The organism is Fontimonas sp. SYSU GA230001 (genome assembly GCF_040066175.1).
Taxonomy (GTDB): Bacteria; Pseudomonadota; Gammaproteobacteria; order Nevskiales; family Nevskiaceae; genus Solimonas.
The window spans coordinates 105,698-127,628 of the sequence record NZ_JBEAAM010000002.1 but is presented as its reverse complement, the minus strand read 5'-3'; the positions used below and the strand labels follow the sequence as shown (position 1 = coordinate 127,628).

Annotated in this window: 21 protein-coding genes; 4 read left to right on the top strand and 17 right to left on the bottom strand. The window is 69.6% G+C overall.

What is annotated here, in order from left to right:
- Window positions 1-56: 56 nt before the first annotated feature.
- Genes rsmG through AAG565_RS01715 form a run of 3 tightly spaced genes read left to right on the top strand, consistent with a single transcriptional unit; the run spans window position 57 to window position 2,358 of the window.
- Window positions 57-731 carry a 16S rRNA (guanine(527)-N(7))-methyltransferase RsmG gene (gene rsmG, locus AAG565_RS01725; protein WP_348817814.1) on the top strand — a complete coding sequence of 225 codons (675 nt, stop codon included), beginning with the start codon at window positions 57-59 and terminating at the stop codon, window positions 729-731.
- Entirely contained in the window at window positions 728-1,516 is a 789-nt protein-coding gene (locus AAG565_RS01720; RefSeq protein WP_348817813.1) for a ParA family protein, read from the top strand. The genes rsmG and AAG565_RS01720 overlap by 4 nt, the downstream gene beginning before the upstream one ends.
- The gene (locus AAG565_RS01715; protein WP_348817812.1) at window positions 1,513-2,358 is read left to right on the top strand and encodes a ParB/RepB/Spo0J family partition protein; all 846 of its coding nucleotides are present in this window, start codon (window positions 1,513-1,515) and stop codon (window positions 2,356-2,358) included. Before AAG565_RS01720 ends, AAG565_RS01715 begins: the two co-directional genes overlap by 4 nt.
- Window positions 2,359-2,370: 12 nt before the next feature.
- On the opposite strand, the gene AAG565_RS01710 is transcribed toward AAG565_RS01715, so the two are convergent.
- From AAG565_RS01710 to AAG565_RS01675, 8 genes are all read right to left on the bottom strand, one after another.
- Entirely contained in the window at window positions 2,371-3,060 is a 690-nt protein-coding gene (locus AAG565_RS01710) for a hypothetical protein (RefSeq protein WP_348817811.1), read from the bottom strand.
- Between the two features lie 38 nt (window positions 3,061-3,098).
- Complete coding sequence (locus tag AAG565_RS01705) at window positions 3,099-4,583, bottom strand: O-antigen ligase family protein (RefSeq protein WP_348817810.1); 1,485 nt, start codon at window positions 4,581-4,583, stop codon at window positions 3,099-3,101.
- Complete coding sequence (locus AAG565_RS01700) at window positions 4,580-5,314, bottom strand: hypothetical protein (protein ID WP_348817809.1); 735 nt, start codon at window positions 5,312-5,314, stop codon at window positions 4,580-4,582. The genes AAG565_RS01705 and AAG565_RS01700 overlap by 4 nt, the downstream gene beginning before the upstream one ends.
- Window positions 5,315-5,354: 40 nt before the next feature.
- Window positions 5,355-7,529 carry a polysaccharide biosynthesis tyrosine autokinase gene (locus AAG565_RS01695; RefSeq protein WP_348817808.1) on the bottom strand — a complete coding sequence of 725 codons (2,175 nt, stop codon included), beginning with the start codon at window positions 7,527-7,529 and terminating at the stop codon, window positions 5,355-5,357.
- Between the two features lie 5 nt (window positions 7,530-7,534).
- Window positions 7,535-8,161, bottom strand: coding sequence for a polysaccharide biosynthesis/export family protein (locus AAG565_RS01690; protein WP_348817807.1), 627 nt, complete (start codon window positions 8,159-8,161; stop codon window positions 7,535-7,537).
- A 24-nt stretch (window positions 8,162-8,185) separates the two neighbouring features.
- Window positions 8,186-9,406: an outer membrane beta-barrel protein gene (locus AAG565_RS01685; RefSeq protein WP_348817806.1), complete on the bottom strand. Its 1,221-nt coding sequence runs from the start codon at window positions 9,404-9,406 to the stop codon at window positions 8,186-8,188.
- A 128-nt stretch (window positions 9,407-9,534) separates the two neighbouring features.
- Window positions 9,535-10,293, bottom strand: coding sequence for a WecB/TagA/CpsF family glycosyltransferase (locus tag AAG565_RS01680; RefSeq protein ID WP_348817805.1), 759 nt, complete (start codon window positions 10,291-10,293; stop codon window positions 9,535-9,537).
- Between the two features lies 1 nt (window position 10,294).
- Window positions 10,295-11,515 carry a glycosyltransferase family 4 protein gene (locus AAG565_RS01675; RefSeq protein ID WP_348817804.1) on the bottom strand — a complete coding sequence of 407 codons (1,221 nt, stop codon included), beginning with the start codon at window positions 11,513-11,515 and terminating at the stop codon, window positions 10,295-10,297.
- A gap of 80 nt (window positions 11,516-11,595) precedes the next feature.
- On the opposite strand from AAG565_RS01675, the gene AAG565_RS01670 reads away from it, so the two are divergent.
- A complete protein-coding gene (locus AAG565_RS01670; RefSeq protein WP_348817803.1) occupies window positions 11,596-12,618 on the top strand; it encodes a sulfotransferase domain-containing protein in 1,023 nt (340 codons plus the stop codon).
- 23 nt (window positions 12,619-12,641) lie between these two features.
- On the opposite strand, the gene AAG565_RS01665 is transcribed toward AAG565_RS01670, so the two are convergent.
- The 9 genes from AAG565_RS01665 to AAG565_RS01625 all read right to left on the bottom strand — a co-directional run bounded on the left by AAG565_RS01665 (window position 12,642) and on the right by AAG565_RS01625 (window position 21,914).
- Window positions 12,642-13,994 carry an O-antigen ligase family protein gene (locus AAG565_RS01665; RefSeq protein ID WP_348817802.1) on the bottom strand — a complete coding sequence of 451 codons (1,353 nt, stop codon included), beginning with the start codon at window positions 13,992-13,994 and terminating at the stop codon, window positions 12,642-12,644.
- A 136-nt stretch (window positions 13,995-14,130) separates the two neighbouring features.
- A complete protein-coding gene (locus AAG565_RS01660; RefSeq protein ID WP_348817801.1) occupies window positions 14,131-15,228 on the bottom strand; it encodes a glycosyltransferase family 1 protein in 1,098 nt (365 codons plus the stop codon).
- On the bottom strand, window positions 15,225-16,157 hold the full coding sequence (locus AAG565_RS01655) for a glycosyltransferase family 2 protein (protein ID WP_348817800.1): 933 nt from the start codon (window positions 16,155-16,157) through the stop codon (window positions 15,225-15,227). Before AAG565_RS01655 ends, AAG565_RS01660 begins: the two co-directional genes overlap by 4 nt.
- Window positions 16,154-17,146, bottom strand: coding sequence for a glycosyltransferase family A protein (locus AAG565_RS01650; RefSeq protein WP_348817799.1), 993 nt, complete (start codon window positions 17,144-17,146; stop codon window positions 16,154-16,156). The genes AAG565_RS01655 and AAG565_RS01650 overlap by 4 nt, the downstream gene beginning before the upstream one ends.
- Window positions 17,143-18,048 (bottom strand): glycosyltransferase, encoded by a 906-nt coding sequence (locus AAG565_RS01645; RefSeq protein WP_348817798.1) that lies wholly within the window; start codon window positions 18,046-18,048, stop codon window positions 17,143-17,145. The genes AAG565_RS01650 and AAG565_RS01645 overlap by 4 nt, the downstream gene beginning before the upstream one ends.
- Before the next feature lie 5 nt (window positions 18,049-18,053).
- Window positions 18,054-19,004 (bottom strand): glycosyltransferase family 8 protein, encoded by a 951-nt coding sequence (locus AAG565_RS01640; protein WP_348817797.1) that lies wholly within the window; start codon window positions 19,002-19,004, stop codon window positions 18,054-18,056.
- On the bottom strand, window positions 19,001-20,032 hold the full coding sequence (locus tag AAG565_RS01635; protein ID WP_348817796.1) for a putative sugar O-methyltransferase: 1,032 nt from the start codon (window positions 20,030-20,032) through the stop codon (window positions 19,001-19,003). The genes AAG565_RS01640 and AAG565_RS01635 overlap by 4 nt, the downstream gene beginning before the upstream one ends.
- A complete protein-coding gene (locus AAG565_RS01630) occupies window positions 20,029-20,952 on the bottom strand; it encodes a glycosyltransferase family 2 protein (protein WP_348817795.1) in 924 nt (307 codons plus the stop codon). Before AAG565_RS01630 ends, AAG565_RS01635 begins: the two co-directional genes overlap by 4 nt.
- A gap of 8 nt (window positions 20,953-20,960) precedes the next feature.
- The gene (locus tag AAG565_RS01625; RefSeq protein WP_348817794.1) at window positions 20,961-21,914 is read right to left on the bottom strand and encodes a glycosyltransferase family 8 protein; all 954 of its coding nucleotides are present in this window, start codon (window positions 21,912-21,914) and stop codon (window positions 20,961-20,963) included.
- Window positions 21,915-21,931: the final 17 nt, after the last annotated feature.

Here is a 21,931-nt window from a genome sequence, read left to right as displayed (position 1 = left end):
CGGGGCCGCCGCGGATATACTGCGCGGCCCTTGCCGCTGCCTCGCGCCACCGATCCATGTCCGTCCATCGTTCCGCCCCCGCGTCCGCGACCGGCGCGCACGCGCTGCGGGCGCGGCTGGAAACGGGCTGCGCCAAGCTCGGCATCGCGTTGCCGGCTGCGGCGTTCGACCGGCTGCTGGCCTATCTGGCGGAACTGCAGAAGTGGAACGCGGCGTACAACCTGACCGCCGTGCGCGATCCGGCGGACATGGTCACGCGCCACCTGCTGGATTCGTTGACGGTGTTGCCCTGGATCCATGGCCGTGTGCTCGATGTCGGCGCGGGTGCCGGCCTGCCGGGCCTCGTGCTGGCGATCGCGGCGCCGACGCTGCAGGTCACGGTGCTCGACAGCAACGGCAAGAAGGCGCGCTTCATGCGCCATGCCGTGCGCACGCTCGGGCTGGCCAACGTCGCGGTCGTCGAAGGGCGGGTGGAGGAATTTGCAGCCCCCGATGGCTTCGATTGCATCGTCAGCCGCGCGTTTTCCGCACTGGACGACTTCTTCCGGCTGACCCGGCATCTACTGGCGCCGGGTGGTCAATGGATCGCCATGAAGGGCAAACTAGACGCCGGGGAGCTGGCGGCCGTATCCGCCGGCGTCGTCATCCAGCACGTCCACCGTCTGACCGTGCCCGGCCTGGCCGAGGAGCGGCACGCGGTCGTCGCCGCACCGTTGCAGATAGAACCATGAGTTACGTCATCGCGGTCGCCAATCAGAAGGGCGGGGTCGGAAAAACCACGACCTCGATCAATCTTGCGGCTTCGCTGGCCGCGACCAAGCGCCGCGTGCTGCTCGTCGATCTCGATGCGCAGGGCAATGCGACGATGGGCGTCGGCGTGGACAAGAGCACGCTGACGCGGACCGGCCGCGACGTGCTGCTGGAACAGGCGCCGATCCGCGAAGTGATCCAGGAACTGCCGAGCCTGGGCCTGTGGCTGCTGCCGGCCAACGGCGACATGACCGAAGCCGAGATCAAGCTGCGCGACGTGGCCGTCGGCGACTTCGCGCTCAGGACCGCGCTCGCCGAGGTCGCCGACGAATACGACTACATCGTGCTCGATTGCCCGCCGGCGCTGTCCAAGCTGACCGTCAACGCGCTGGTCGCCGCCGACGGCGTGCTGATCCCGATGCAGTGCGAGTACTACGCGCTGGAGGGACTGTCGGCGCTGATGGACACGATCCAGAAGATCCGCCGCGTGATCAATCCGCGGCTGGAAGTCGAGGGCCTGCTGCGCACGATGTACGACCCGCGCAACAACCTCGCGGTGGACGTCTCCAACCAGCTGATCCAGCACTTCGGCGACAAGGTCTATCGCACGCTGGTGCCGCGCAACGTGCGCCTCGCCGAGGCGCCCAGCCACGGCCTGCCGGCGATGCTCTACGACCCGGCCTCCAGCGGCGCCAAGGCCTATCTCGCGCTCGCCGGCGAGGTGTTGCGACGCCACGACGGCGGACAGATGAGGCTTTCCGCATGAGCGTGAAGAAAAGAGGATTGGGTCGCGGGCTCGAATCGCTGCTCAGCAGCGTGTCCGCACCCGCCGACGACAACGCTGGCGAGTCACTGCGCGAACTGGCGCTCGACAGCTTGCATCCCGGCCGCCACCAGCCGCGCCGGCACTTCGATGACGAGGCGCTGCAGGCCCTGGCGGAGTCGATCCGGTCGCAGGGCGTGGTGCAGCCGATCGTCGCGCGGCCGTCCGGTGCCCACAAGTACGAGATCGTCGCCGGCGAGCGCCGTTGGCGCGCGGCGAAGCTGGCCGGGCTCAACACCGTGCCGGTGGTCGTCCGCACGCTCGACGAGCGCGGCGCGATGGCGGTGGCGCTGGTCGAGAACATCCAGCGCGCCGACCTGAACCCTCTCGAAGAAGCCGAAGCCTTGCACAAGCTGATCGAGGACTGCGGCCTGACGCACGAAAAGGCCGCGGAAGCCGTCGGCCGTTCGCGCGCGCACATCAGCAATCTGCTGCGCCTGATCGAACTCAATGCCGACGTACAGAAGCTGGTGCGCGAAGGCCGCCTGAGCCTGGGTCACGCCAAGGTGCTGCTCGGCATCCACGGTCCGCGGCAGTCCGCGCTGGCCAAGCTGGTCGCCGAGCAGCAGATGTCGGTGCGTCAGACCGAGGCCCTCGTCCATGCCGAAGGCAGGCCGGCCGCACCGCGGGCGAACAAGCCGCGCGCACCGGCCCTGGAGAAGGAGATCAGCGCGCGGATCGGCCTGCCGGTGCGCCTGCACCAGGCGGAGTCCGGCCGCGGCAAGCTGACGGTGTCGTTCCGCAGCGCCGAGGAGCTGCAGAAACTGCTCGGGCGCCTCGGCTAGGCGACCGGGCGCTTACGACGGACTGCCCGGCAGATCCACCGGCGGCAGCGGTTGCACCGGGACGTCCGGGACCAGCGGATCCACGCCGGCGTCGATGACCAGTTCGGCAGCGATCTGCAGGACCGCGGCCGATACGTTCGCCTTCGCGACCAGGGTCGGCGGTGAGGCGACCTGCACGATCTGACCGGCGTGCGCTTCGACGCTGCCCTCGGGGTTGCTGACCCGCGCGGCGCCCGCGTTGACCACGACATAGACGTGCCCCCGATCGGGACCGCAACGCTGGTCGCAGACGACGGTCGAAAAATCCGCGTCCGCCGAGGTGACCGTGGCCCTGGGGGTCAGCACCTTGGGGCGCACGGCGCCGGCGATGACGCGCAGTCCACCTCGTTCGATCTGGAACAGGGCCTCGCTGACGGCAGGGTCGAAGCTGCGGACCTGTGCCTGTGAGCGCGTGGCGATGACCAGCAGGGCGTCGTCCTCCATCCACCACTGCAGGCGCCCATCGACCGGGGTGCGCAGCGTGTCGCCCGAACGCACGACGTCGTCCTTGGCGAGCGGCAGATGCTGCCCGTCGCGGAGTACCTCGGCCGCGCCGATGACCCGGGTCACGCGCCCGGCGGCTTCCGTGAAGGCGAGCGCCGTCCCCGCGCCGAGCGCCAGCAGCGCGCCCGCCCAGCCCAAGATCGTTCGATGCTTCATCATGGCGACCCCCTGCCCATGGGTACCCAAGCCGGGCCAGTTTAAGCCATTTCCGCCACGGTCGTCGCGCCCGGCGGGGGCGCGGGTTCCGCGGCCCGGCGTCGCTTCCGCGAGCTCGACGAGCAACCCGCCGAAAGCGCCATCAGGACGAGCAGGGTGGCGGCATTGGCCGGGATCTGCAGGTTGAAGTCGGCGGTGGAATGGATGGCGATCGCCAGCATGCCCATCAGCGCGGCGAAGGCGACGGCCGCCGCCATGCGCCGCCGGCGCCGCACCAGGATGGCCAGCGCGTGCAGCGCATGGGCCAGGACGAAGATGGCCAGGAGTCCGCAGCCGACGGTCCCGGTCTCGATCAGGAATTCGATGTAGTCGTTGTGGGCATGATCGAAATAAGGGTCCAGCTCGGCGCTGCGATATGGCGCGAACGCCACGGCGAAGGTGCCCAGCCCGGCCCCCGTGGTCCAGTAGGCATCGATCGCGGGGGGGGCGTGGCGCAGGAACACCGCGCGGGAATCGCTGCTCAGGTCGGTCTGTTCGAGGCGCTGGATCACGCGGTCGAGGCCATACCAGTTGCTGACGACGAGAATGTCGATCGCGACGATGCTGGCGAACAGCGCGAAAGCGCGCAGCGCGTAGCGGCGATGGCGCAGCAGGATGAACAACATGGCGCACAGGCACAGGCTGGACACGAAGGCGACATTGCCCATGCGCGAGCGGGTCAGGACCAGGGCGATCGCCATGACGATCAGCGCCAGGCGTGCGCGCATCTTGGTGCTGAACAGCAGCGCGATCAGGGCGAGCGCACGCTGGCGCAGCGAGCGCTGCGCGCCGCTGCTCCCCAGATCGGCGAGGATCAGCCCCAGGGCGGCCGCGCCGGCGAGCTCCAGGTAGCCGGCCAGATGGTTGCGGTTGACGAAGGTGCCGGTGGCGACGCGGCGGTAGTGCTGCTTGGCCTCGAAGAAGCCCCACTCCAGGCCGGAGAGCGTCATCAGGCTGCCGTACAGTGCCTGGAACAGGCCGGCGGTCGCGACGACGCCCAGGACCAGCCCCATGCGCCGGCGGTCGCCGCAGCACGACAGCACGATCAGCACGTACAGGCAGCAGTAACCTGCGGAAAGTAGCCAGGCGTCGGCCGTCTGCGACGGCGCGATGCTCAGGCGCATCTGCGGCGGCGTGTCGAGCAGCTCCGCGGCCGTGGCGTAGAGCTGCGCGCTGGACGGCGACCAGCGCGCGACGACTGCCGCATCCATCGGCCAGAGCTGAAAGCCGATCCAGGCCAGCCACAGCACCCACCACAGCAGCGGCAGCGCCAGCTGGCGCGCGAGCCCGTGCGGCACCGGTGCGCGGCCTGCCGCGACGAGCGCCAGGCGCAGCGCGAGCAGGCCGGCCGAGACGGCGACCAGCAGATCGGCTGCCCATGGACGGTGGCTGCCCCAGGGCAGCGGCAGCCAGAACAGGAACGCCAGGGTCGCGGCGAACAGCGCGCGGTCGGACCACGACCTCATCGGCTTCGGGGGCAGGGTCATCGTCGCAGCGGCAGCAGGTGACGTTCGCGGCACCAGGCCTCGGACTTGGCGGGCAGCGCGGGCTTGGCGCACTCGGCGCGCAGGTACGCGACGTTGGCGCACCACTCGTCGATCGGCAGCTGGCCGCGCTGGGCCGCGCACCAAGTCTGGTCGCGCCGCAGCCGCGCGATCTCGAACAGGAACGCCGCGCGATCTCGCTGCAGCGTGTAAGCCATGCTGTCGCGCCACAGGGCGCGCAGCGGCGGATCGCCGAAGCGCCAGCGCTGCACGCCGTCGAAGGCAATGGCCCGGTGCACGGCCAGCGAGTGCGGCGTGCGTGTCAGCGCCATCTCGTACATCCGGCGCACGCGCGCGCCGAGCGGCGGCTGCGTGCCGGCCAGGCGTGCGAGGTACAGCCAGGCATAACCGTCGGCCGGATTGGTCTGCACTGCGCGTTCGCCGTGCTCGATCGACCGGGTCCACTCAGCGTCGGCGCTGAGCGACTGGGCCAGATAGCGATGATGCGCCGAGCGCCACGGCGCGAGTCGGACCGCGATCGCGGCGGCGTCGCGGCCGCTGCTGCGGCCTTGCGTCTGCCGCACCAGATCCGCTGCGGTGCTGGCGTACAGGCTGGACACGAATGCGACGCTGCCGGCGGCCGCCACCAGCAGCACGGGTGCGACGCAGACGGCGGCGAACAGGCGCTGAGCGGCACGGGCTGGCCCGTGGTGCGGTCCGGGTCGTGCGCTCAACGCCGGAAACCCCGACCGGTGGAGCGGGACATGCGCGGCCTCAGCCGTAGTACCCGTAGACGTAGTGGTACGAGTCCGCGTAGTGGCTGTTGCGCCGCACGTCCACTTGGTTGACGAGCAGGCCGATCACCGGGATCGACGCGAGGCGCAGCTGCTTCAGCGAGTTCTTCACCGCGCGGCGCGTCGTCGCATCGGACTTGACGACGAACAGCAGCCCGTCGGCCTGGCGGCCGAGCACCAGGGCGTCGGCGGCCGACTGCACCGGCGGCGAATCGAGCACCACGCGCGTGAAGCGCTTGTTGAGCTCGGCCAGCAGCTCCGCGAAGGGCGCCGAGGCCAGCAGCTCGGTGGAGTTCTTGGGGATCTTGCCGGCCGGCAGAATCCAGATCGAGCCCTGTTCATGCCAGTGCAGGCACTCGTCGAGCGGGCACTCGCCGTCCAGCGCGTGGGTCAGCCCCTTGGCGTCGGCCGGCAGGCCGAACAGCTTGCGCAGCGACGGCTTGCGCAGGTCGGTTTCGACCAGCACGACCTTGTCGGTCGCCGCCAGTGTCAGCGCCAGCGCGCTGGACACGCTGCTCTTGCCTTCGGCCGGCACGGACGACGACACGACGATGCGCTTGAGGCGGCTGCCGGCGTCGCTCAGCCGCAGCGCCGCGCACGTACTGCGCATGCCCTCGGAAAACGGGGTGTGGGCCTTCTCGATGAAGTACTTCGGCAGGTTCTGCTTGCGACCCGCCAGTCCCGACACCAGCGGCAGGACGCCGAGGACCGGCATCTGGCCGAGGGCTTCGAGCTCTTCGGCGCTGCGCACGCCGTCATTGAGCAGGTGATGCAGGATGGCCAGAACGATGCCCAGCGCGAATCCGCCGATCGTGGCGAGCAGGATGATCCGCTTCTTCTGCGGCGAGGATGGTTCGTAGGGCACCACCGCCGGGTCGATGACGCGCGCGGAAATGGCCTGATAGCTGCCGGCGACGTCGGTCTCCTTGAAGCGCGCCAGGAAGGTGTTGTACAGCTCGCGGTACGTGGTCACGTTGCGCTGGAGCACGGACAGCTCGTAGTCCTTGCGGTCGAGCTGCCGGATCTGCGTGCGCGAGGCTTCCAGCTGCTGCGCGGCGGCACGCTCGCTGTCCAGCGCGATCTCGTATTCCGCGCGGATGCCGCGCGCGGCGATTTTGAGTTGTTCGTTGAGCGCCGCCTCGGCGGTGGCGAGCCGCGCCTTCGCGGTGGTCATCTGCGGATGGCGGGGGCCGTAGCGGTCTTCGAGGGCCTTGACCGCCTCCTGGGCTTCGAGATAGCTGTTGTTGGCCCTTTGCACGACCGGGTCGATCAGCAGCGTGCTGATGTCGCGCAGCCGCTGCGGATCGGCGCCGGCCTCGCGGATCTTCTGATAGGTGCTCTGCAGCTCGATGCGCTTGCGCTGCGCCTCGCGCAGGCGTTTCGAGTAGTCCGAGACCTCCTCCTCGGTCAGGCTGCGTGCGCCGCCGACGTTGACCAGCTGCTCCTGTTCCCGGAAACGCTGCAGCTCGGCCTCGGCGGTCTGCAGGTTCTTCTGGATCTCGGCCAGCTTGTCGGTGAGCCAGCTCGTCGCCTTGGTCGTGGCCTCGAGTCGGGCTTCCAGCCCGCTTTCGATGAACAGGTCGGCGAGCGTATTGGCCACCTGCGCGGCCAGTTCCGCCGAGTAGGCCTCGAACTGGACGTTGATGACGCGCGTGCGGCCATAGGGCTCGACCGTCAGCCGTTCCAGGAAATCGTCGATGACCTCCTCGCGCCGCTGCGCCTCGGGGACCGGTTCCAGGAACGATGCGGGATCCGGCAGAAACGGCAGATAGCGGCGCAGATCGACGGATTGCAGCGGACCGGCCTTCGGCGCGAACTCCGGGTTGTTGACCAGATCGAGCCGGTCCACCGCGCGGCGCGCCAGTTCGCGCGACTTCAGGACCGCGAGTTGCGCGCCGAGGAACTCGAATTCCGGCATTTCGGTGTCGTACACGTCGCGCAGCGTGGCGACGTGCTGGTTCTGCGATTCGACCAGCAGCGCCACCTTGCCGGTGTACATCGGCCGCAGTGAAAACGTCACGAGCGCCGCTGCGGCGGCGCTCAGGATCGTCAGTCCGAGGATGCCCCACTTGTAGCGCGCGAAGTCGCGGATCAGCTGGGGAAAATCGATGAGGTCGGCGCTCGGCTCGCCGATGTTGACGATCTCTGGCTTCATGTCGTTCAAAAGAGCCGCTCTTCAACGATGATGTAATCGCCCGGATAGACGGGCGATTGCAGCTCGGCGCGTGTCCGCCCCTGCTCGCCGGCCCAGTGGCGCTGGATGTAGATGCGGCTGCTCGAAGCGAACGCGGTCAGGCCGCCGGCCAGCGTGAGGGCGCGTTCGACATTGAGATCGAGGGCGTATGGATAGGCGCCCGGCTGCCGCACCTGGCCGCCGATATACACCGGGCGATAGCGCGCCAGGGCGACGCGCACGTCCGGGTTCACCAGAAAGCCGCTGCGCAGGCCGTCGCGGACTTTCCCCTCGAGCTGGCGCACGGTGAGCCCGGATGCCTGCACCTTGCCGAGGAACGGGTAGTTGATGAATCCGGACGGATCGATCAGCGCGTCCAGCGACAGCTCCGGCTCGCCGAGCACGTCGATGCGCACGACATCGCCGCCGTCGAGGCGGTACACCGAGGCGTCGAGCGGGTTGGCCGGCACGACGGTCTTCGGCGTGGCGGCCGGCTGTGCGCGCGGATTGTCGGGCAGGGGTCGGGCCTGCGGCTGCGGTACCGGTGAAAAGCATGCGCAGAGAGTGGTCGCAGCGAGCACGAGGCCGGCGAGCGTTCGGAGGGAACTAGTCATCAGCAACAAGGGGCCAGGTTCGAGTCAGCGCGCGTAGCGCGCGCCGAGGTATGCGTAGAAACGTTCGTAGTTGGCGAAGTTCACTTCCGAGTCCCTCTGGCCGTGGCTGGCGAGGCCCAGCAGCGCCAGGTACGGCGTCAGCTGGTACTCGGCGGACAGGCCGTAGCCCCACGATTCGTCCTGACGGCTCGACCCGATGAAGCTCGAGGTCATGTAGCGGACCGTGGCCTGTGTCTGCATGAGCGGCGTCCACTGCTCGCTCCACGTCAGGGTGCCGTAGCGGTTGTCGATGAAGTCCACTGTGTTGAGGAAGCTCTCCTGCGCGGTGCGCCCGGTCTGCAGCAGGAGCTTGCGCACCGCCCGGGGCGCCCACGTCAGCTCGGCGAGCCAGTCGAAACGCTGGAACGAGTCGCGGTTGGGATCCGTCGGGTTGCGGTCCACGTAGCCGACGCGGAAGTCGCCGGAGGTTTTCGCCGTCGCCGCCCAACGGGCGCCGAGCAGGTAGCGCAGCGTGGTCGCGCCACGGTCGAAGGCGCCGGGGGCGACGTCCTCGAAGTAGGTGCGCTGCCCGGCGACGACCAGGAACACCGAGGACTTCGTCGTCATGTTCAGGTAAGTCGTCAGATAGGCGCTGGTCTTCTCATGGCTGAGGAACCGGGTGACGGCCTCGTTGTTGGTGTACTCCTTGTTGAGTCCGCCCAGGCCGAGTTCGAAATTCAGGCGGTCGCTGGGCAGACCGGCGAGATAGCGCAGCTCGGTCTGCGTCTCGCGCCAAGTGTCGATCTTGCGGTCCTCGAGCGGCGTGTTCTCCGTCCGTTCGGTGCCGAACGGATTGTGCCCGTTGCGCAGACGCGCTTCGAAGTCGAACTGATGGCGGGGTGCGGACTGCCACCGGCTGCCGAGTTTCAGGGCGGAGTCGAAGTAGTCGTCCGCGTTGCCGGGCAGGTCGTACCAGCCGGCCTCGGCATTGGCCGCGGCGCTGAACGTGAACCGCGACAGCTTGCGCGTCAGCGAAAGCTCGGGCCGCACGATCAGTCCGGACCCGCTGTCCTCCGCCGCCTTGCGTGCGTAGAAGAAGTTGGTCGTGTAGTCCGTGCCGACTTCGAGGGAGGTCCGCAATCGGGAGCCGGATTCGGGATCACCGGCATAGCCGGAGAGCCCTTGCGCACGCACGCCGAGACTCGCGCACAGCGCAGCTGCACCCAGACAGCAGGCGACGACACACCGCTTCGATGTGAACTTCATATGGAACCCGGGTTACTGAGGATTTCCCACCGCGTCTCCCCCCGGAAACTGTGTCGCCCCTGGCGCTAAATCTACACTGATCCAGTGACCGGATGCACGGCGACGCTGCCGACGCCAAAGCGATCCGTTCAGCGCGGGGAGGAGTTGCGCCGACCGCGGAAGGCTAGCAGCGCGAGAAAGTGCATATTGTGAAACAGGTATCGCCGCCACAGGCGGCGCGGCTCGGTCGCCAGCCGGTACAGCCATTCGAGGCCCAGACGCTGCAGCAGTCGCGGTGCCTGTGGCTTGACCCCGGCGCAGAAGTCCACGGCGGCGCCGATGCCGAGCATCACCGCCCCCAGCTCGCCGACATGGCGCATCATCCACAGCTCCTGGCGCGGACAGCCCAGGGCGACGAACAGGATCCGCACGCCCGCGGCCGTGATCCGGCCGACGTAGTCGCGGTCGGCCTCTTCGGACCAGCCGCCGTGCGGCGGCGACAGCGCCAGACGCAGGTCGAGTCCGGGCAGGTCCGAGGCGAGCTTGGTCTGCAGCAACTCCAGGACGTGCGGGCTGCCGCCAAAGAATCCGACCGGCGTGCCGCTGCGCCGGGCGGCGTCGAGCAGCGCCCAGGTCAGGTCGGCGCCGCGAACCTGGCGGGCGCCGGACGCGCCGCGGAGACGCTGCAGCCAGTAGATCGGACGGCCGTCGGCGAATACCCATTCGGCTGATTCGACGGCAGCGCACAAGGCCGGATCCCGGTGCGCCTCGCTGCACATGTGCGTGTTGAACAGCACCGCGTAGCCGCGTCCGCCGTCCTGGACCCGGCGCAGGATGGAAGACACCGCGCCTTCGAGATCGGCGACCTGCACGCCGAAGCCCAGGATCGGGGTGCGCGCTGTAGTCATCTCAGCCATGGTGCGCCGGCGTGTTGGTCGTGCCGAGGGCCTGCGCGTAGGCGGCCTGCAAGCGTTCCAGCACGACGCCGGGCGAGTAGTTCTGCGCGTAGCGCGCCCGCGCCAGCTGTGCCATGCGTTGCAGCCGTGACTCGTCCGCGAACAGCCGCTGGACGCACGAGGCCAGATCCGCGGCGTCGCCCGGTGCGAAGATCTCGCCGGTGCGGCCCGGTTCGACCAGTTCCGGCAGTGCGCCGATGCGCGCCACCAGCGCCGGCACCGCGTGGGCATAGGCCTCGATGACGCCGCGGCCGAAGGTTTCGTACCAGCGCGAAGGGAAGGCGATCAGCTTGGCGCGCGCCATGCGCGCCGAAACCTCGGCCGGGTCGAGGCGACCGGTGAAATGGACACGCCCGGACGGGCCATGGGCGGCTGCCAGTGCTTCGAGCGCGCGGCGCTGTGGTCCGTCGCCGATGATCTCCAGACTCGGCGCAGCTTCCGGCAGCAGCGCCCAGGCGCGGACCAGATCCGCAGCGCCTTTCTCGGGATCCAGGCGCCCGACGAACAGGACCCGATGGTCGCGGTCCTTCCAGGCCGTCGTCGCGCCGGAATCGCGGACGAAATTGGGAACGGCCACGATGCGGTCGCCGGGGATGCCGGATTCGATCAGCGACTGGCGCATGAACGCCGAGTTCGCGATCAGCAGTCGCGGCTTGTTCTTGAGAGTGCCGAGCCGGCGGTGGAGGGCGATGGTTGCGGCCAGTGGCACGGTCGCGGGCCGGCTCGCCCGGTAGCAGCCGTGCTGCAGCGCCGGCCGGACACTGGCCCGGTCGAGGCAGGCGCGGCACGGCATGCCATCGCGGTAGGCGATGCCCGCAGCACACCAGCTGCGGTAGTTGCGGATGCTGGCCACCGTGGGCACGCCCAGCCGGGCCAGCGTCCAGTACACGGAGGGTGACAGCAGGGGGAAGGTGTTCTCGACGTGTGCCAGGTCGGGGCGGAAGTGCGCCACGGTGCGTGCGAGCCTGCCGTGGTTCAGCGGGTTCCAGGGTGTCAGCAACGCCGCCTCGAACAATGCGAGCGGACGGGTCGCCGCGATGTCGTCGCTGTGGCGTTCGAACGTCTCGACGACATGGCCGGCCTCGGCCAGCAGGTTCCGGATGCTCTGGAAACTGACGTTCTCGCCGCTGGGCATGCTGCTGCGGTAATGGCTGTGAATCAGCAGGATGCGCATCGTTTCAACGGATCGGCCGGGCTCCCCGCGCGCAAGTGTGCCTGCTTTGCCGGGTGCGCGCATCGAGGGGCGAGCCGTGGTTGACCCCCAGCACGCAGTCCGATAAACGTACGCGCAGGGCGGTTCCGGCACGATTGAAGGCGCCCGCATCCAGCGCGCCCTCGCGGAGAGGACTCTTGCCCATGTTGGTCTTGCTCAGGTTTGCGAACCGGAAAACGCGGAACAGCCGCGCGCTGCGCAGGGTCGGGGTCTGGGCCTACGCGACCGCATTGCGCGCCAATGTCTTCCTGCCGCCGCCGCGCGTCTTTCTGAACGGGCCGGGCAAGTCGGGTACGCACTTGCTGTCCGACTGTCTGTCGCTGCTGCCGCGGATGATCTTTTCGGGCCGGCATTTCTCGCTGGCCGAGTTCACGGCACCGCCGAGCCGCCCCGAGGACGTGCACGTCCAGCATACCGAACCCTTCGTCACGCTCGATGAGCCGGCGCTGCGGCGATTCATCGGGCGTTGCCGCAACGGCACCTTCGTCACCGCGCACGCGACCTACCACCCTGCGCTGCACGAGATGCTCCGGGAACTGCAGTTCCGGCATGTGCTGCTGCTGCGCGATCCGCGCGACATCGCGGTTTCCTACGTGCACTACGTGATGCGCGAGACGCATCATCATCACCATGCGTACTTTGCGCAGTCGCTGGCCAGCGACGACCAGCGCTTGATGGCGACCATCCGGGGATTCTCCGCGATTCCCGGCGTCGAAGCGCTCGCGCCGATCGGCACCCGGTTGCGGGGCTTCGTGCAGTGGTGCGAGGACCCGTCGGTGCTGGTGTGCCGTTATGAGCAGCTCGTCGGTCCCCGTGGCGGCGGCAGTCTGGATGCGCAGATCCGCGAGGTGCGGCGGATCGCGGAGTTCGTCGGGCGTCCGATCGACGAGAGCCGGGCCCTGGCGGTGGCCGACGGGATGTTCAGCGAGAAGAGCCTGACCTTCAGGAAAGGCGGCACCGGCGATTGGCAGCATCACTTCGGGCCAGACCATCGCGCGGCGTTCAAGGAAGCGGCCGGCGACGTGCTGGTGCGGCTGGGCTACGAGCGCGGTGATCGCTGGTGAACCGGCGCAGGCTGCCGGCCTGGCTACGCGGACCGGGCGGCCGCACTCGCGTCGCGCTGGGGGTCTGGCGCATCCGGCGGCGTTTCGACCAGTGACAGCGGGCGCGGCGCGCGAACGGATGCGCGCGCTTCGATGATCAGCACGAGCCCGATCACGAACAGCAGGATGCCGAACGGCTGACGCGTGGGCAGCGCGTAGGAGGATGTCGTCATCCCGTCCACCATGAACATCGCCAGCAGGATCATGGCCACGCGGGCGCCATGCCGCAGTTCCGCGGAGATGCCGCGCATGCGCAAGACCCGGACGCCGCGATGGACGACGATGCCGAGGATCCCCAGGTAGATCGCGAATCCGGTCCAGCCGGCGGCGACGAGGACTTCCAGGTGCGAGTTGTGCGCCTCGCCGATCCGTTCGACCAGGAGCCCTTCGTAGCGGTAGGCGTCGCTGGTCACCGCGTCGATGTTGAGGAACATGTTGCGGAAACCGGTCGAATAGCCGAATCCCCAGGGGCGCTCGGCGATCTCCCGGAACGTCCAGCTCCACACGGTGGTGCGATGACTCAGCGTCGTCACCGAGTCGGCACTGCCGCCACGGTACCAGGTCGCCTGCAGCAGGCCGCTGAATGCTGCGACCAGGGCCAGCAGTATCGACGCGACGATCGACGTCAGCAGCAGCTTCTGCATCAGCCGCCGCCGCTCGGGGTGCGTGCGAATCCACAGCACCCACACGCCCAGCGCGCCGATCGCCACCGTCACGTAGGCGGCGCGGGTCCGCGCCATCCAGACCGCCGCAAGACTGAATGCGATCCAGAACAGTTCGGTCGCGCGGTTCCGCAGACCGAACGCGAGGAAGTACAGAGAGATCACGAAGACGGTGGGGCCGAGCGTCTGCTGCACGCCCAGGCGGCCGCCGCGCACGCGGATGCCGGTCGGCACCCACTGGACGATGCCGCGCTGATCCGTGAGATAGGCCAACATCACCAGGCCCATCAGCACGCCCGCCAGCAGCCTCAGTGCGCCCAGCAGGTCCAGCGCGCCGTGGTCGAGTCGTGCCCCGGTGGACGCGAACTGGGCGGTGACCAGCATCGCCAGGCCGAGCAGCAGGCTCATGCTCAACGTCGCGACGATCGAAGGCGACCACAGCGACGATGTCGCGAACAGCAGGCACAGGAACCCGCTCAGGGCCAGCAGCGGTCCGTTGCGCCGATGCACGCCGCGGCGCAGCGGTCCTGCGAGGTACAGCAGGGCGAGCCCGCCGGCGAGCGCGTACACGGCCAGCTGCCACAGGATCCAGGCATCGATCTGTCCCTGCAGCGACGCCAGCGCCCCGCGCCGCTCGTCGCGCAGCATCGGCGGGCCGGACGCGATCAGCAGCATCGGCAAGGCCCACCAGAGGTGCCTCAGGCGTGTGACAGGGTGCCGGAGCGGGGCCGAGCTGTTCACGGACATGGCGCCGGGCAATGCCTGGAGGTGCGGATGGGCGGTGACGCGGGAATGATCCATCGGCGCACGATCAGGTGCCCACGCGCAGGGCATCGAGCGCCGGTTCGACCTGCAGCAGCGCGTCCGTCAACCGCTGGCCGCAGCTCTGCCAGCTGTAGCGCTGTGCCAGCCGCAGACCACGCTCGATGTGGTCCGCGACCCGTGGTGGATCGTCGAGCGCCGCGAACGCGCGCGCCCAGCTCTCCGGCTGGCCCGGCGTCACGAAGATTCCGGCCTCGCCGAAGGTTTCCCGGTGGACCGGGATGTCCGACAGGATCACCGGCCGGCCCACGGCCATCGCTTCGAGCGGGGGGCGCCCGAATCCTTCGAGCAGCGACGGGTACACCAGGGCGGAGCAGCCCCGGTAGAGGGCGATCAGTTCGTGTTCCGGCAGGCCGTCCAGGAAGTCCACCCGATCCTGCAGGCCCAGGTTCATCACCGCACGGTGCAAGGCGCGTCCGTAGCGTGAGCGCCACGACACGATCACCAGCCGGTAGCGGTCTGCCCAGAGCGACCGCTGCTCCAGGAGCTCGAGCGTGTTCTTGTACGGCCGGTTCGCACTCACGGTCAGCAGGTAGGGCGGCCGCGACGGCTGTGCCGAGGGTGCGGGTCGCCAGTTCTGCAGGTCGATGCCGTTGGGCACCACATCGACGCGCCGCGGGTCGAGGCCGTAGAAGTCGCACAACTCGCGCTTCGCGGTCTGCGAGACGGTGAATACCGCACGCGCGCGGCGCACCACGGCGGGCAGCACGTGACGGTTGTACGCGTTGTTCACGAAATTGCGCGTCGGATAGTGATGGTGGATGAGATCGTGGATGGTCACGATCTGATTGTCGAAACCCCAGTGGCCGCGCATGTGCGGCGCGTACAGCAGATCGTCGCTGCGCAGCCCGAGTTCGCGCCGCCAGAAGCGTGCGCTCGGGTCGCGGCCAAACAGCGTGTTGCGCCACGCCAGCGGCGGCGGGCACTCGATCGGATCGTTGAACTGCGCACACCAGTACGGCGGCGCGAGCACGCGGCAGCGGAACGACCGCTCCAGGTGCCGGGCCATGTGAATCGCGTACACGCCGACGCCGGTCGTGCCGCGCGGCAGCATGGAGAGATCGACGAGGAAGCGGCGGATGCTCATGCCGCCGCCATGCGGCGCATCTCGCGCCAGCTCGAAGCCAGCGCCGCCGTCAGCCCCGGCGCCAGCCTGAGCATCGCGGCGAGCAGGCGCAGGCGCAGGTCGCCGGGCGCAAGCTGCCGCGCCTGCGCCAGGTGGGTCCGGCTGACGTCGCGGTCGCCGGCGATGCAGGCGTCGATCGCCGCCATGCGATGGATGCGCGCGCGCGTGGCCGGTTGCATCCGTGTGCCGTCGCGGGCGAGGACGCGACCGAACGCCGTCGTCAGCTGGCTGCGGCGGCGGGTCAGACTGTCGCGGCTGGCGTAGGCGCGAGTGACCGGCTCGGCGATTTCGACGATGCTGAAACGTTGTGCGAGGCGCAAGCAGAGATCCCAGTCCTCGCCGGCCTGGATCGTCGCATCGAAGCCGCCGATGTCTGCCAGCGCGGCGCGCCGGAACAGCATCGCCTGGCAGTGCGCAAAGCAGGCTCTGGCAATGGCGTCGAAGTCTACCGGCTGCGGTCCGCCGTCGCTGCGCGGCGCGACCCAGCGGCACACCTGAAGTCCGCGTCGCTTGTGTCGCACGAGCCCGCCCGCGACCGCGCCGACGCTCGGCGGCTGTCGGGTCAGGCAGTCCATCAGGGCGCGCATGCGGCCCGGCAGCCACTCGTCGTCGCTGTCCTGGAAGGCGATGAAATCGCCGCGCGCCGCGGCGATGCCGGTGTTGCGCGCCCGCGACACGCCGCCGTTGCGCTCGTGCCTGAGCACGCGCACGCGCGGTTCACGCGCAGCGAGTTCGGCCAGCCAGCGTTCGCTGCCATCGTTGCCGGCATCATCGACGACGATGAGTTCCAGATCGACCTCGTCCTGGTCGAGCACACTGGCGACGGCGCGCGGCAGCGTGCGCAGCCGGTTGTAAGTCGGCAATACCACGCTGACACGTGGAGCTGTCATGCGACGGTGGCCCGGTGGATGGTTGCGCGCAGCCGGCGCAGCAACGAGGCCGTCCGCCGGGACCACGCGTCGGGCACGCAGGTGAGGAACAGCGCGGTCAAGGTCTTGGCCGACCAGGGGTGCAGTCGCAGTGAGTGCCACAGTTCCGCACGGCCGGCCGGCCGCGGCTCGTGCAGGCTCAGCGCCAGTCCGATCACGTACTGGTGCCGGGCGCGCACCCGACGGTCGTGTGCCCACAGCGCGCCGTGTTTGTCCTCGATGACGCGCAGCGCGTCGGCCTTCGCGCGTTCGAGGCGGAACAGGTGCCCGCCGGCGAGCTGGTCCTGCACGTACAGCGGTTCGTCGAGGACCAGAACGTCGTACTGCTGCCACAGTCTCAGGGCGAGTTCCCAGTCCTCCCAGGTCACCAGGCGCTCGTCGAAGCCGCCGACGGCCTCCAGCGCACTGCGGCGCACGACCCAGGACGGCGTCGCGATCAGGGCATAGTCGGGGCCGCCGCGGCCATTGCCGCGGCGGAAATCCAGTTCGCCCGCCCGCGCGGCGCCCGAGATCAGAGCGGCGCGTCCGGGGGCGAGCAGCAGACGTCCGCACAGGCACAGACCGAAACCTGCCGGAGCGGCCAGCAGCGCGCTCATCTGCCGTTCCAGCTTGTGCGGCAGCCAGATGTCGTCGTCGTCGTTGAAGGCGAGATACGATCCGCGCGCCGCGCCGATGCCGGCATTGCGCGCCGCCGCGGCCGAAGAGCCCTGCTGCCGACGCAGCACGCGCAGGCGCGGGTCATCGACGGCGGCGAGGACCGCCGCCGTGTCATCGGTCGAACCGTCATCGACGACGATCAGTTCGAGATTGCGCCAGCTCTGGCCGAGCACGCTCATGACCGAGCGGGCGAGCAGCGGTGCGCGGTTGCGGGTCGGGACGATGACCGAGACCAGGGGCCGATCCGCCGGCGGCGGGGAGGCCCGCTGCTGGACTTCGATCCGGCCACTCATGGTGCGAAGCCCGCCGCATGCGGCGCCAGGCGCTCGATGGCGCGGACCGCCTTGCGATGCAGGAACGAAGCGAGCCACAGCCCGGTCGCCGGGTGCAGCGGTGCCAGGCGCATCGCCGTGCGGAAGCTCGCGCGCGCCTGGTCGCGCTGGCCGGTGTGGTATTGCAGGCAGCCGAGTGCGGCGTGGCGCCGTGCCAGGCGCCACGGATGCCCGTGCCAGCGATGACCGTGGTGGGCGAGCAGCCAGGCCGTGGCATCGCGCAGATGCACGCGGTTGCCGCACACGCTGTCGGTGCTGCCGTACTTGACGAGCACCGGACCGGGGATCGCGGCGATGCGCGTGCAATCCGCCAGCCGGAACACGAGGTCCCAGTCCTCGAAGCACGTCAGGCTTTCATCGAAGCCGCCGAGCGTCTGCACCAGCGCGCGGCGCACCAGCCAGGTCGGCGTGATGATCGGCCAGCCGTCGAGCAGGTCGGGCAGCGGGTCGCCGCGGTGCAGCGCCGAGCGCGGCCGGATGTCGCGCGCCATGCCCGGGTGCGCGGAGCGATAGCCGGCGAGCACGAGTCCGACGTCGCCGCCAGCGGCCCGCGCCGCGTCGAGTTGCAGGGCGAGCTTGTCGGGCAGCCATTCGTCGTCGCTGTCCTGGAAGGCGAGCCATTCCGCGGTCGCCAGCGCGATGCCGGCGTTGCGTGCCGCCGCCGCGCCGCGGTTGTGCTGACGGACGACACGCAGTCGCGGGTCGGTGATGGCGGCGAGCAGTCGCGGCGTGTCGTCGGTGGAGCCATCATCGACGACGATCAGTTCCAGATCGCGCACCGACTGTTGCAGCACGCTGCGCACGGCGCGGCCCAGCGAGGCGGCGCGATTGTAGGTGGGCAGGACGACGCTGACTGCAGGCATGTGCATCACGTGGCGAGGCCGAGGCGCCGCTGCAGGCCACGGCGCTTGCGCGCGAGCCAGCGCTCGAGTGCGAACCAGCGGTCGATGGCCGCCATCGGCAGCTGGCGCAGCACCGCATTGCGCAGCGTGCGGCCTTCGAGCGGCGGCACGCCCCAAGGCGTGGCGCGCGCGTGTTCGGCGTATAGCGCGCGCAGCGGATGCCGGCACAGGTAGGTCCAGGGTTTGAGGGGGCCGATGAAATGCACGATCGCCGGGTCGGTCCGCGCCTCGGCGGCCTCGACGGCCGGGACCGGCAGGTCGCGGTCCGACAGCTCGAAGAACGTCGATTGCGCGTTCCAGCGCGGATGCAGGCGGTGCCAGCGATCCCGGCAGACCAGGTTGAGGGCATCCTGGTCGGGATACCACAGACCGGGCCGTGTCGCCGCGACCTGCGCGAGCGCACGCGCGCTGCCTTCGGCGCGCATCCGCGCGAGGTCCAGCAGCAGCACGCCGGAATTGAAATAGTCCTCGGGCCGCGCGATGCCCAGCGCCTGTTGCGGATACGGCGGCTGGAACGGATACAGCGGGTTGGTGACGGCGCCGAGCAGTGCGCCGCCGAGATCGGTCCGCCAGAGCGGAACCAGGCTCTGGCGCACGATCAGGTCGGAGTCGAGGTACAGCACGCGCTCCAGTCCAGGCAGCAACTCGGGCAGCAGGACGCGGAACCACACGGCACGCGGGAAGCCGCCGTCGGGAAAGCCGCGCGCGGCGTCCTCGGCGAGCTGCAGCCAGCGCAGCTCGCCGCGCAGGCCGGCGACGACGCCGGCCAGCCGGTCGCGCTCGTCGTCGGCGATCGGACGCTCATGCAGGACGTGAACCGTGCAGCGGTCCGGCAGCGTCTGCGACAGCGCCGAGTGCAGCATCGCGCCGGTGTGCCGCAGGTAGGCGCCTTCGGCGATGCAGGCGAGGTGGATCACGATCTGCGCAGGCGGAACAGGAGGAAGTGATCGGTGACGCCCATGAACTCGCGCATCGCCTCGTCGGCGAACACCGGTTCGCAGGCGATGCGCTCGTATCCGGCGGCGTCGAGCAGGCCGTCGAAGGGACGCCGGGTCTGGTCCTGCTCCATCGTCAGCAGGCGGTCGGCGTCGTTGGGCACGATGAACAGCCACGGCACCTGGTGCTGGCGCAGCAGGTCGAGCCAGCAGCGCACCGCGTTCTCGTTCATTTCCGAGAAGCTGTGCACGTTCACGGCCAGGTCGATGCGCCGCTTCGGCAGCTCCGTGGCGAGTTCGTCGAGCGGCACGACTTTCGCGGACCTGGCCTGGCGGAAATCCAGATAGAACTCGCACAGGAAGCTGGACTCGGGGACGGCATCGGTGCACAGCCAGGTCAGTCCCGGCACCGCGGTCGTCGCACGATGCGCCAGCCGCCCATAGCCGGCACCGATGTCGAGCACGGTCCATTCCGGATGCGTCAGCAGGTTGAGGTGCCGGTCGAGGAAGTACAACTCGTTGATCGCGTCGAGCAGGTCGCGGCTGACCCTCGGCCAGCCCGGATAGTCGAAGGTCCAGCAGCCGAACAGACCGTCCTCGGTGAGCGTGTGCAGCAGATTGCGCGAGTCGCGCGCCGCGATGTCGCGCAGGTACAGGTAGTACTTGCGCCAGGCGTCGGAGCCGATGTTGCGGAACTGCCAGACGTAGGGGTTGTCGCCGCGAAACCAGCGCAGGTCCAGTTCGCGGCCGAGATAGCCGGCATTCCACATCGAATGCAGGGCCATCGGCAGTGTGCTCGCGTCGTAGCGGCGCCGCAGTTCGGCGAGACGCGGATGGTCCGCGCGCAGGCGTTCTTCCGTGCCCGGCGGCATGGGCCGTGACGCCTCGAAACTGGCGGAGTTGTAGCGCTGCCGGTCGGCTTCGAGGCGCACGAGCCGGTAGCCGACCCGCGACAGCGCGGATTGCACGAACCGGCGCATGCGGCCGGGCATGATGTCTTTGGCGATCACCCTCTGGAGTCTCCTGTCAGCAGTCGGCCGGCCGCGTGCCGCAGCGCGCCCACGCCGGGAACGAGCACGGACTTGCGGGGGATGCCGAGCAGGCTCGGCGGGTACAGCAGCACGGCACGCCAGACGTGGAACAGCCGGAACCATTTTGACCCGGTTGGGTTGTACTTGAGCGTCAGCAGGCTGTGCCCCGCCTCCGCGGCCAGGCGCAGGTGCAGCGGCGCGCCCCGCAGCAGCGGGGAATCGTCGATCATGCGCCGCCAGGCGTCCCACACCTTCCGGGCTTCCTTGTCGCGCTGCACGTCGTGCCGGCGCCAGGCCGACCAGGTGCGCGCGACGCGCCGGCCGCGGCCGCCGGCGAGCAGCAGGCGCATCCAGAACTCGGCGTCGCAGCAGAAATAGCGCCCGTCCCAGCCGCCGGCGGCACGGGCCGCGTCCACGCGGAAGAAGGCGCTGCTCTGGTGGACCACACAGCTGCGCGCCAGCAGGTTCGCGGGCGTCAGCGGCCGGCCCGCCGCCACGTGTCCTTCGACGCGGCCGTGGATGTCGATCAGCTCGATGTCGCCGCAGATCAGCGTCAGCGCCGGATCCGCGCGCAGCTCGGCGACGGCCTCGCGGATCGCGCCGGGCCGATAGAGGTCGTCCGAGGACTGGACGCCGGCAAACAGGCCGCGCGCGCGCGCCAGGCCCTTGTTGACCGCGTCGGCCGGACCCCGGTCGGGTTCGGAGATCCACTGCAGTTCCGGGTGTTGCGCGGCGTATCGGCGCAGCACCTCGACGGTCTCGTCGGTGGAGCCGCCATCCATCACCAGCACCTCCAGGGGCCGGTGGTCCTGGGCGAGGATCGAGTCGAGCGTCTGCGCCAGGAAGCGTCCCTGGTTGAAGCTGGGCACGATGATCGAAACGAGCGGGGCGGCGGTCACGGTCTGGGTCAAGGCGATAGGGCGCGGCGCAGCCGGCGGCGGACGCCGGCGGCGCGGTGCAGGAGGCGCAGTGTCGGGATCAGCAGGCCGATCGGCAAGGGGTGGAGCAGGCGGTGGACCAGCGTCCGGCCGTCGAGCTGTCGCAAGGGCCAGGGCGTGGCCGCGCGATGCCGCAGATAAAGCCTCCGTGCGGGATGCTTGCACAGGTAGTGCCAGGGCTTGGCCAGATCGCCGCCTTCGAAGTGCAGGATGCCGGGATCGGCAGTCGCCTCGGCGACCTGATTCGCGCCGAACACCTCCGGTGCGTGGCGGAAGAAGTACAGGCTGTTCTGGCAGTTCCAGCGCGGGTGCAGCGCCTTCCAGCGTCCGGCCAGCGCGATGTTCAGCGCATCCTGGTCCGGCCAGACGAGCCGGCGAGCGGGATCCCGCGCCAGTTCGAGCACCCGATGCGCCACGTCGGCGCGCCGCCAGGCATCGAGATCGAGCAGCAGCACGCCGCTGTTGAAATAGGCGCGCGGGTCTTCGAGTCCGAGCGTCCGCGCGTGCTGCGCCATGTGCGGTTCGAACACGTTCGACACTGCGCCGAGGCAGGCCCCCTCGAGATCGAGCGCGAACAGCGGCCGGAGATCGCGGACGACGATCGTGTCGCAGTCCAGGTACAGCACGCGCGGGACATCCGGCAGCAGCTCGGGCAGGAACACGCGGAACCACATCACGCGCGAGATGCGGCCCATCGTCGGCAGGCCGGCGACGCGCGCGTCGGCGATCGCATGGCAGCGCAGCCGGCCATCCAGGCCAGTCACGAAAGCGTCGAGCTGCGCGATCAACGCCGGCGCGAGCGCAGCGGCGTGCAGGAAGTGCACGGTGACCGCCTCGCCGCCGGGCGCGCGCAGCAACGAATGGATCATCGCCGCCGCGTGCGGCACGTAGGTCTCGTCGGCGGCGCAGGCGACGTGGATCATGGCGCTGGTCTCGCGTC

What these genes read in the sequence shown, in the direction of transcription:
- AAG565_RS01695 (WP_348817808.1), bottom strand. Translation starts at nt 7,529, where the DNA reads ATGAAGCCAGAGATCGTCAACATCGGCGAGCCGAGCGCCGACCTCATC.
- AAG565_RS01685 (WP_348817806.1), bottom strand. Translation starts at nt 9,406, where the DNA reads ATGAAGTTCACATCGAAGCGGTGTGTCGTCGCCTGCTGTCTGGGTGCA.
- AAG565_RS01715 (WP_348817812.1), top strand. Translation starts at nt 1,513, where the DNA reads ATGAGCGTGAAGAAAAGAGGATTGGGTCGCGGGCTCGAATCGCTGCTC.
- rsmG (WP_348817814.1), top strand. Translation starts at nt 57, where the DNA reads ATGTCCGTCCATCGTTCCGCCCCCGCGTCCGCGACCGGCGCGCACGCG.
- AAG565_RS01705 (WP_348817810.1), bottom strand. Translation starts at nt 4,583, where the DNA reads ATGACCCTGCCCCCGAAGCCGATGAGGTCGTGGTCCGACCGCGCGCTG.
- AAG565_RS01690 (WP_348817807.1), bottom strand. Translation starts at nt 8,161, where the DNA reads ATGACTAGTTCCCTCCGAACGCTCGCCGGCCTCGTGCTCGCTGCGACC.
- AAG565_RS01660 (WP_348817801.1), bottom strand. Translation starts at nt 15,228, where the DNA reads ATGAGCATCCGCCGCTTCCTCGTCGATCTCTCCATGCTGCCGCGCGGC.
- AAG565_RS01655 (WP_348817800.1), bottom strand. Translation starts at nt 16,157, where the DNA reads ATGACAGCTCCACGTGTCAGCGTGGTATTGCCGACTTACAACCGGCTG.
- AAG565_RS01665 (WP_348817802.1), bottom strand. Translation starts at nt 13,994, where the DNA reads ATGCTGCTGATCGCGTCCGGCCCGCCGATGCTGCGCGACGAGCGGCGC.
- AAG565_RS01645 (WP_348817798.1), bottom strand. Translation starts at nt 18,048, where the DNA reads ATGCCTGCAGTCAGCGTCGTCCTGCCCACCTACAATCGCGCCGCCTCG.
- AAG565_RS01720 (WP_348817813.1), top strand. Translation starts at nt 728, where the DNA reads ATGAGTTACGTCATCGCGGTCGCCAATCAGAAGGGCGGGGTCGGAAAA.
- AAG565_RS01650 (WP_348817799.1), bottom strand. Translation starts at nt 17,146, where the DNA reads ATGAGTGGCCGGATCGAAGTCCAGCAGCGGGCCTCCCCGCCGCCGGCG.
- AAG565_RS01680 (WP_348817805.1), bottom strand. Translation starts at nt 10,293, where the DNA reads ATGACTACAGCGCGCACCCCGATCCTGGGCTTCGGCGTGCAGGTCGCC.
- AAG565_RS01625 (WP_348817794.1), bottom strand. Translation starts at nt 21,914, where the DNA reads ATGATCCACGTCGCCTGCGCCGCCGACGAGACCTACGTGCCGCACGCG.
- AAG565_RS01675 (WP_348817804.1), bottom strand. Translation starts at nt 11,515, where the DNA reads ATGCGCATCCTGCTGATTCACAGCCATTACCGCAGCAGCATGCCCAGC.
- AAG565_RS01710 (WP_348817811.1), bottom strand. Translation starts at nt 3,060, where the DNA reads ATGATGAAGCATCGAACGATCTTGGGCTGGGCGGGCGCGCTGCTGGCG.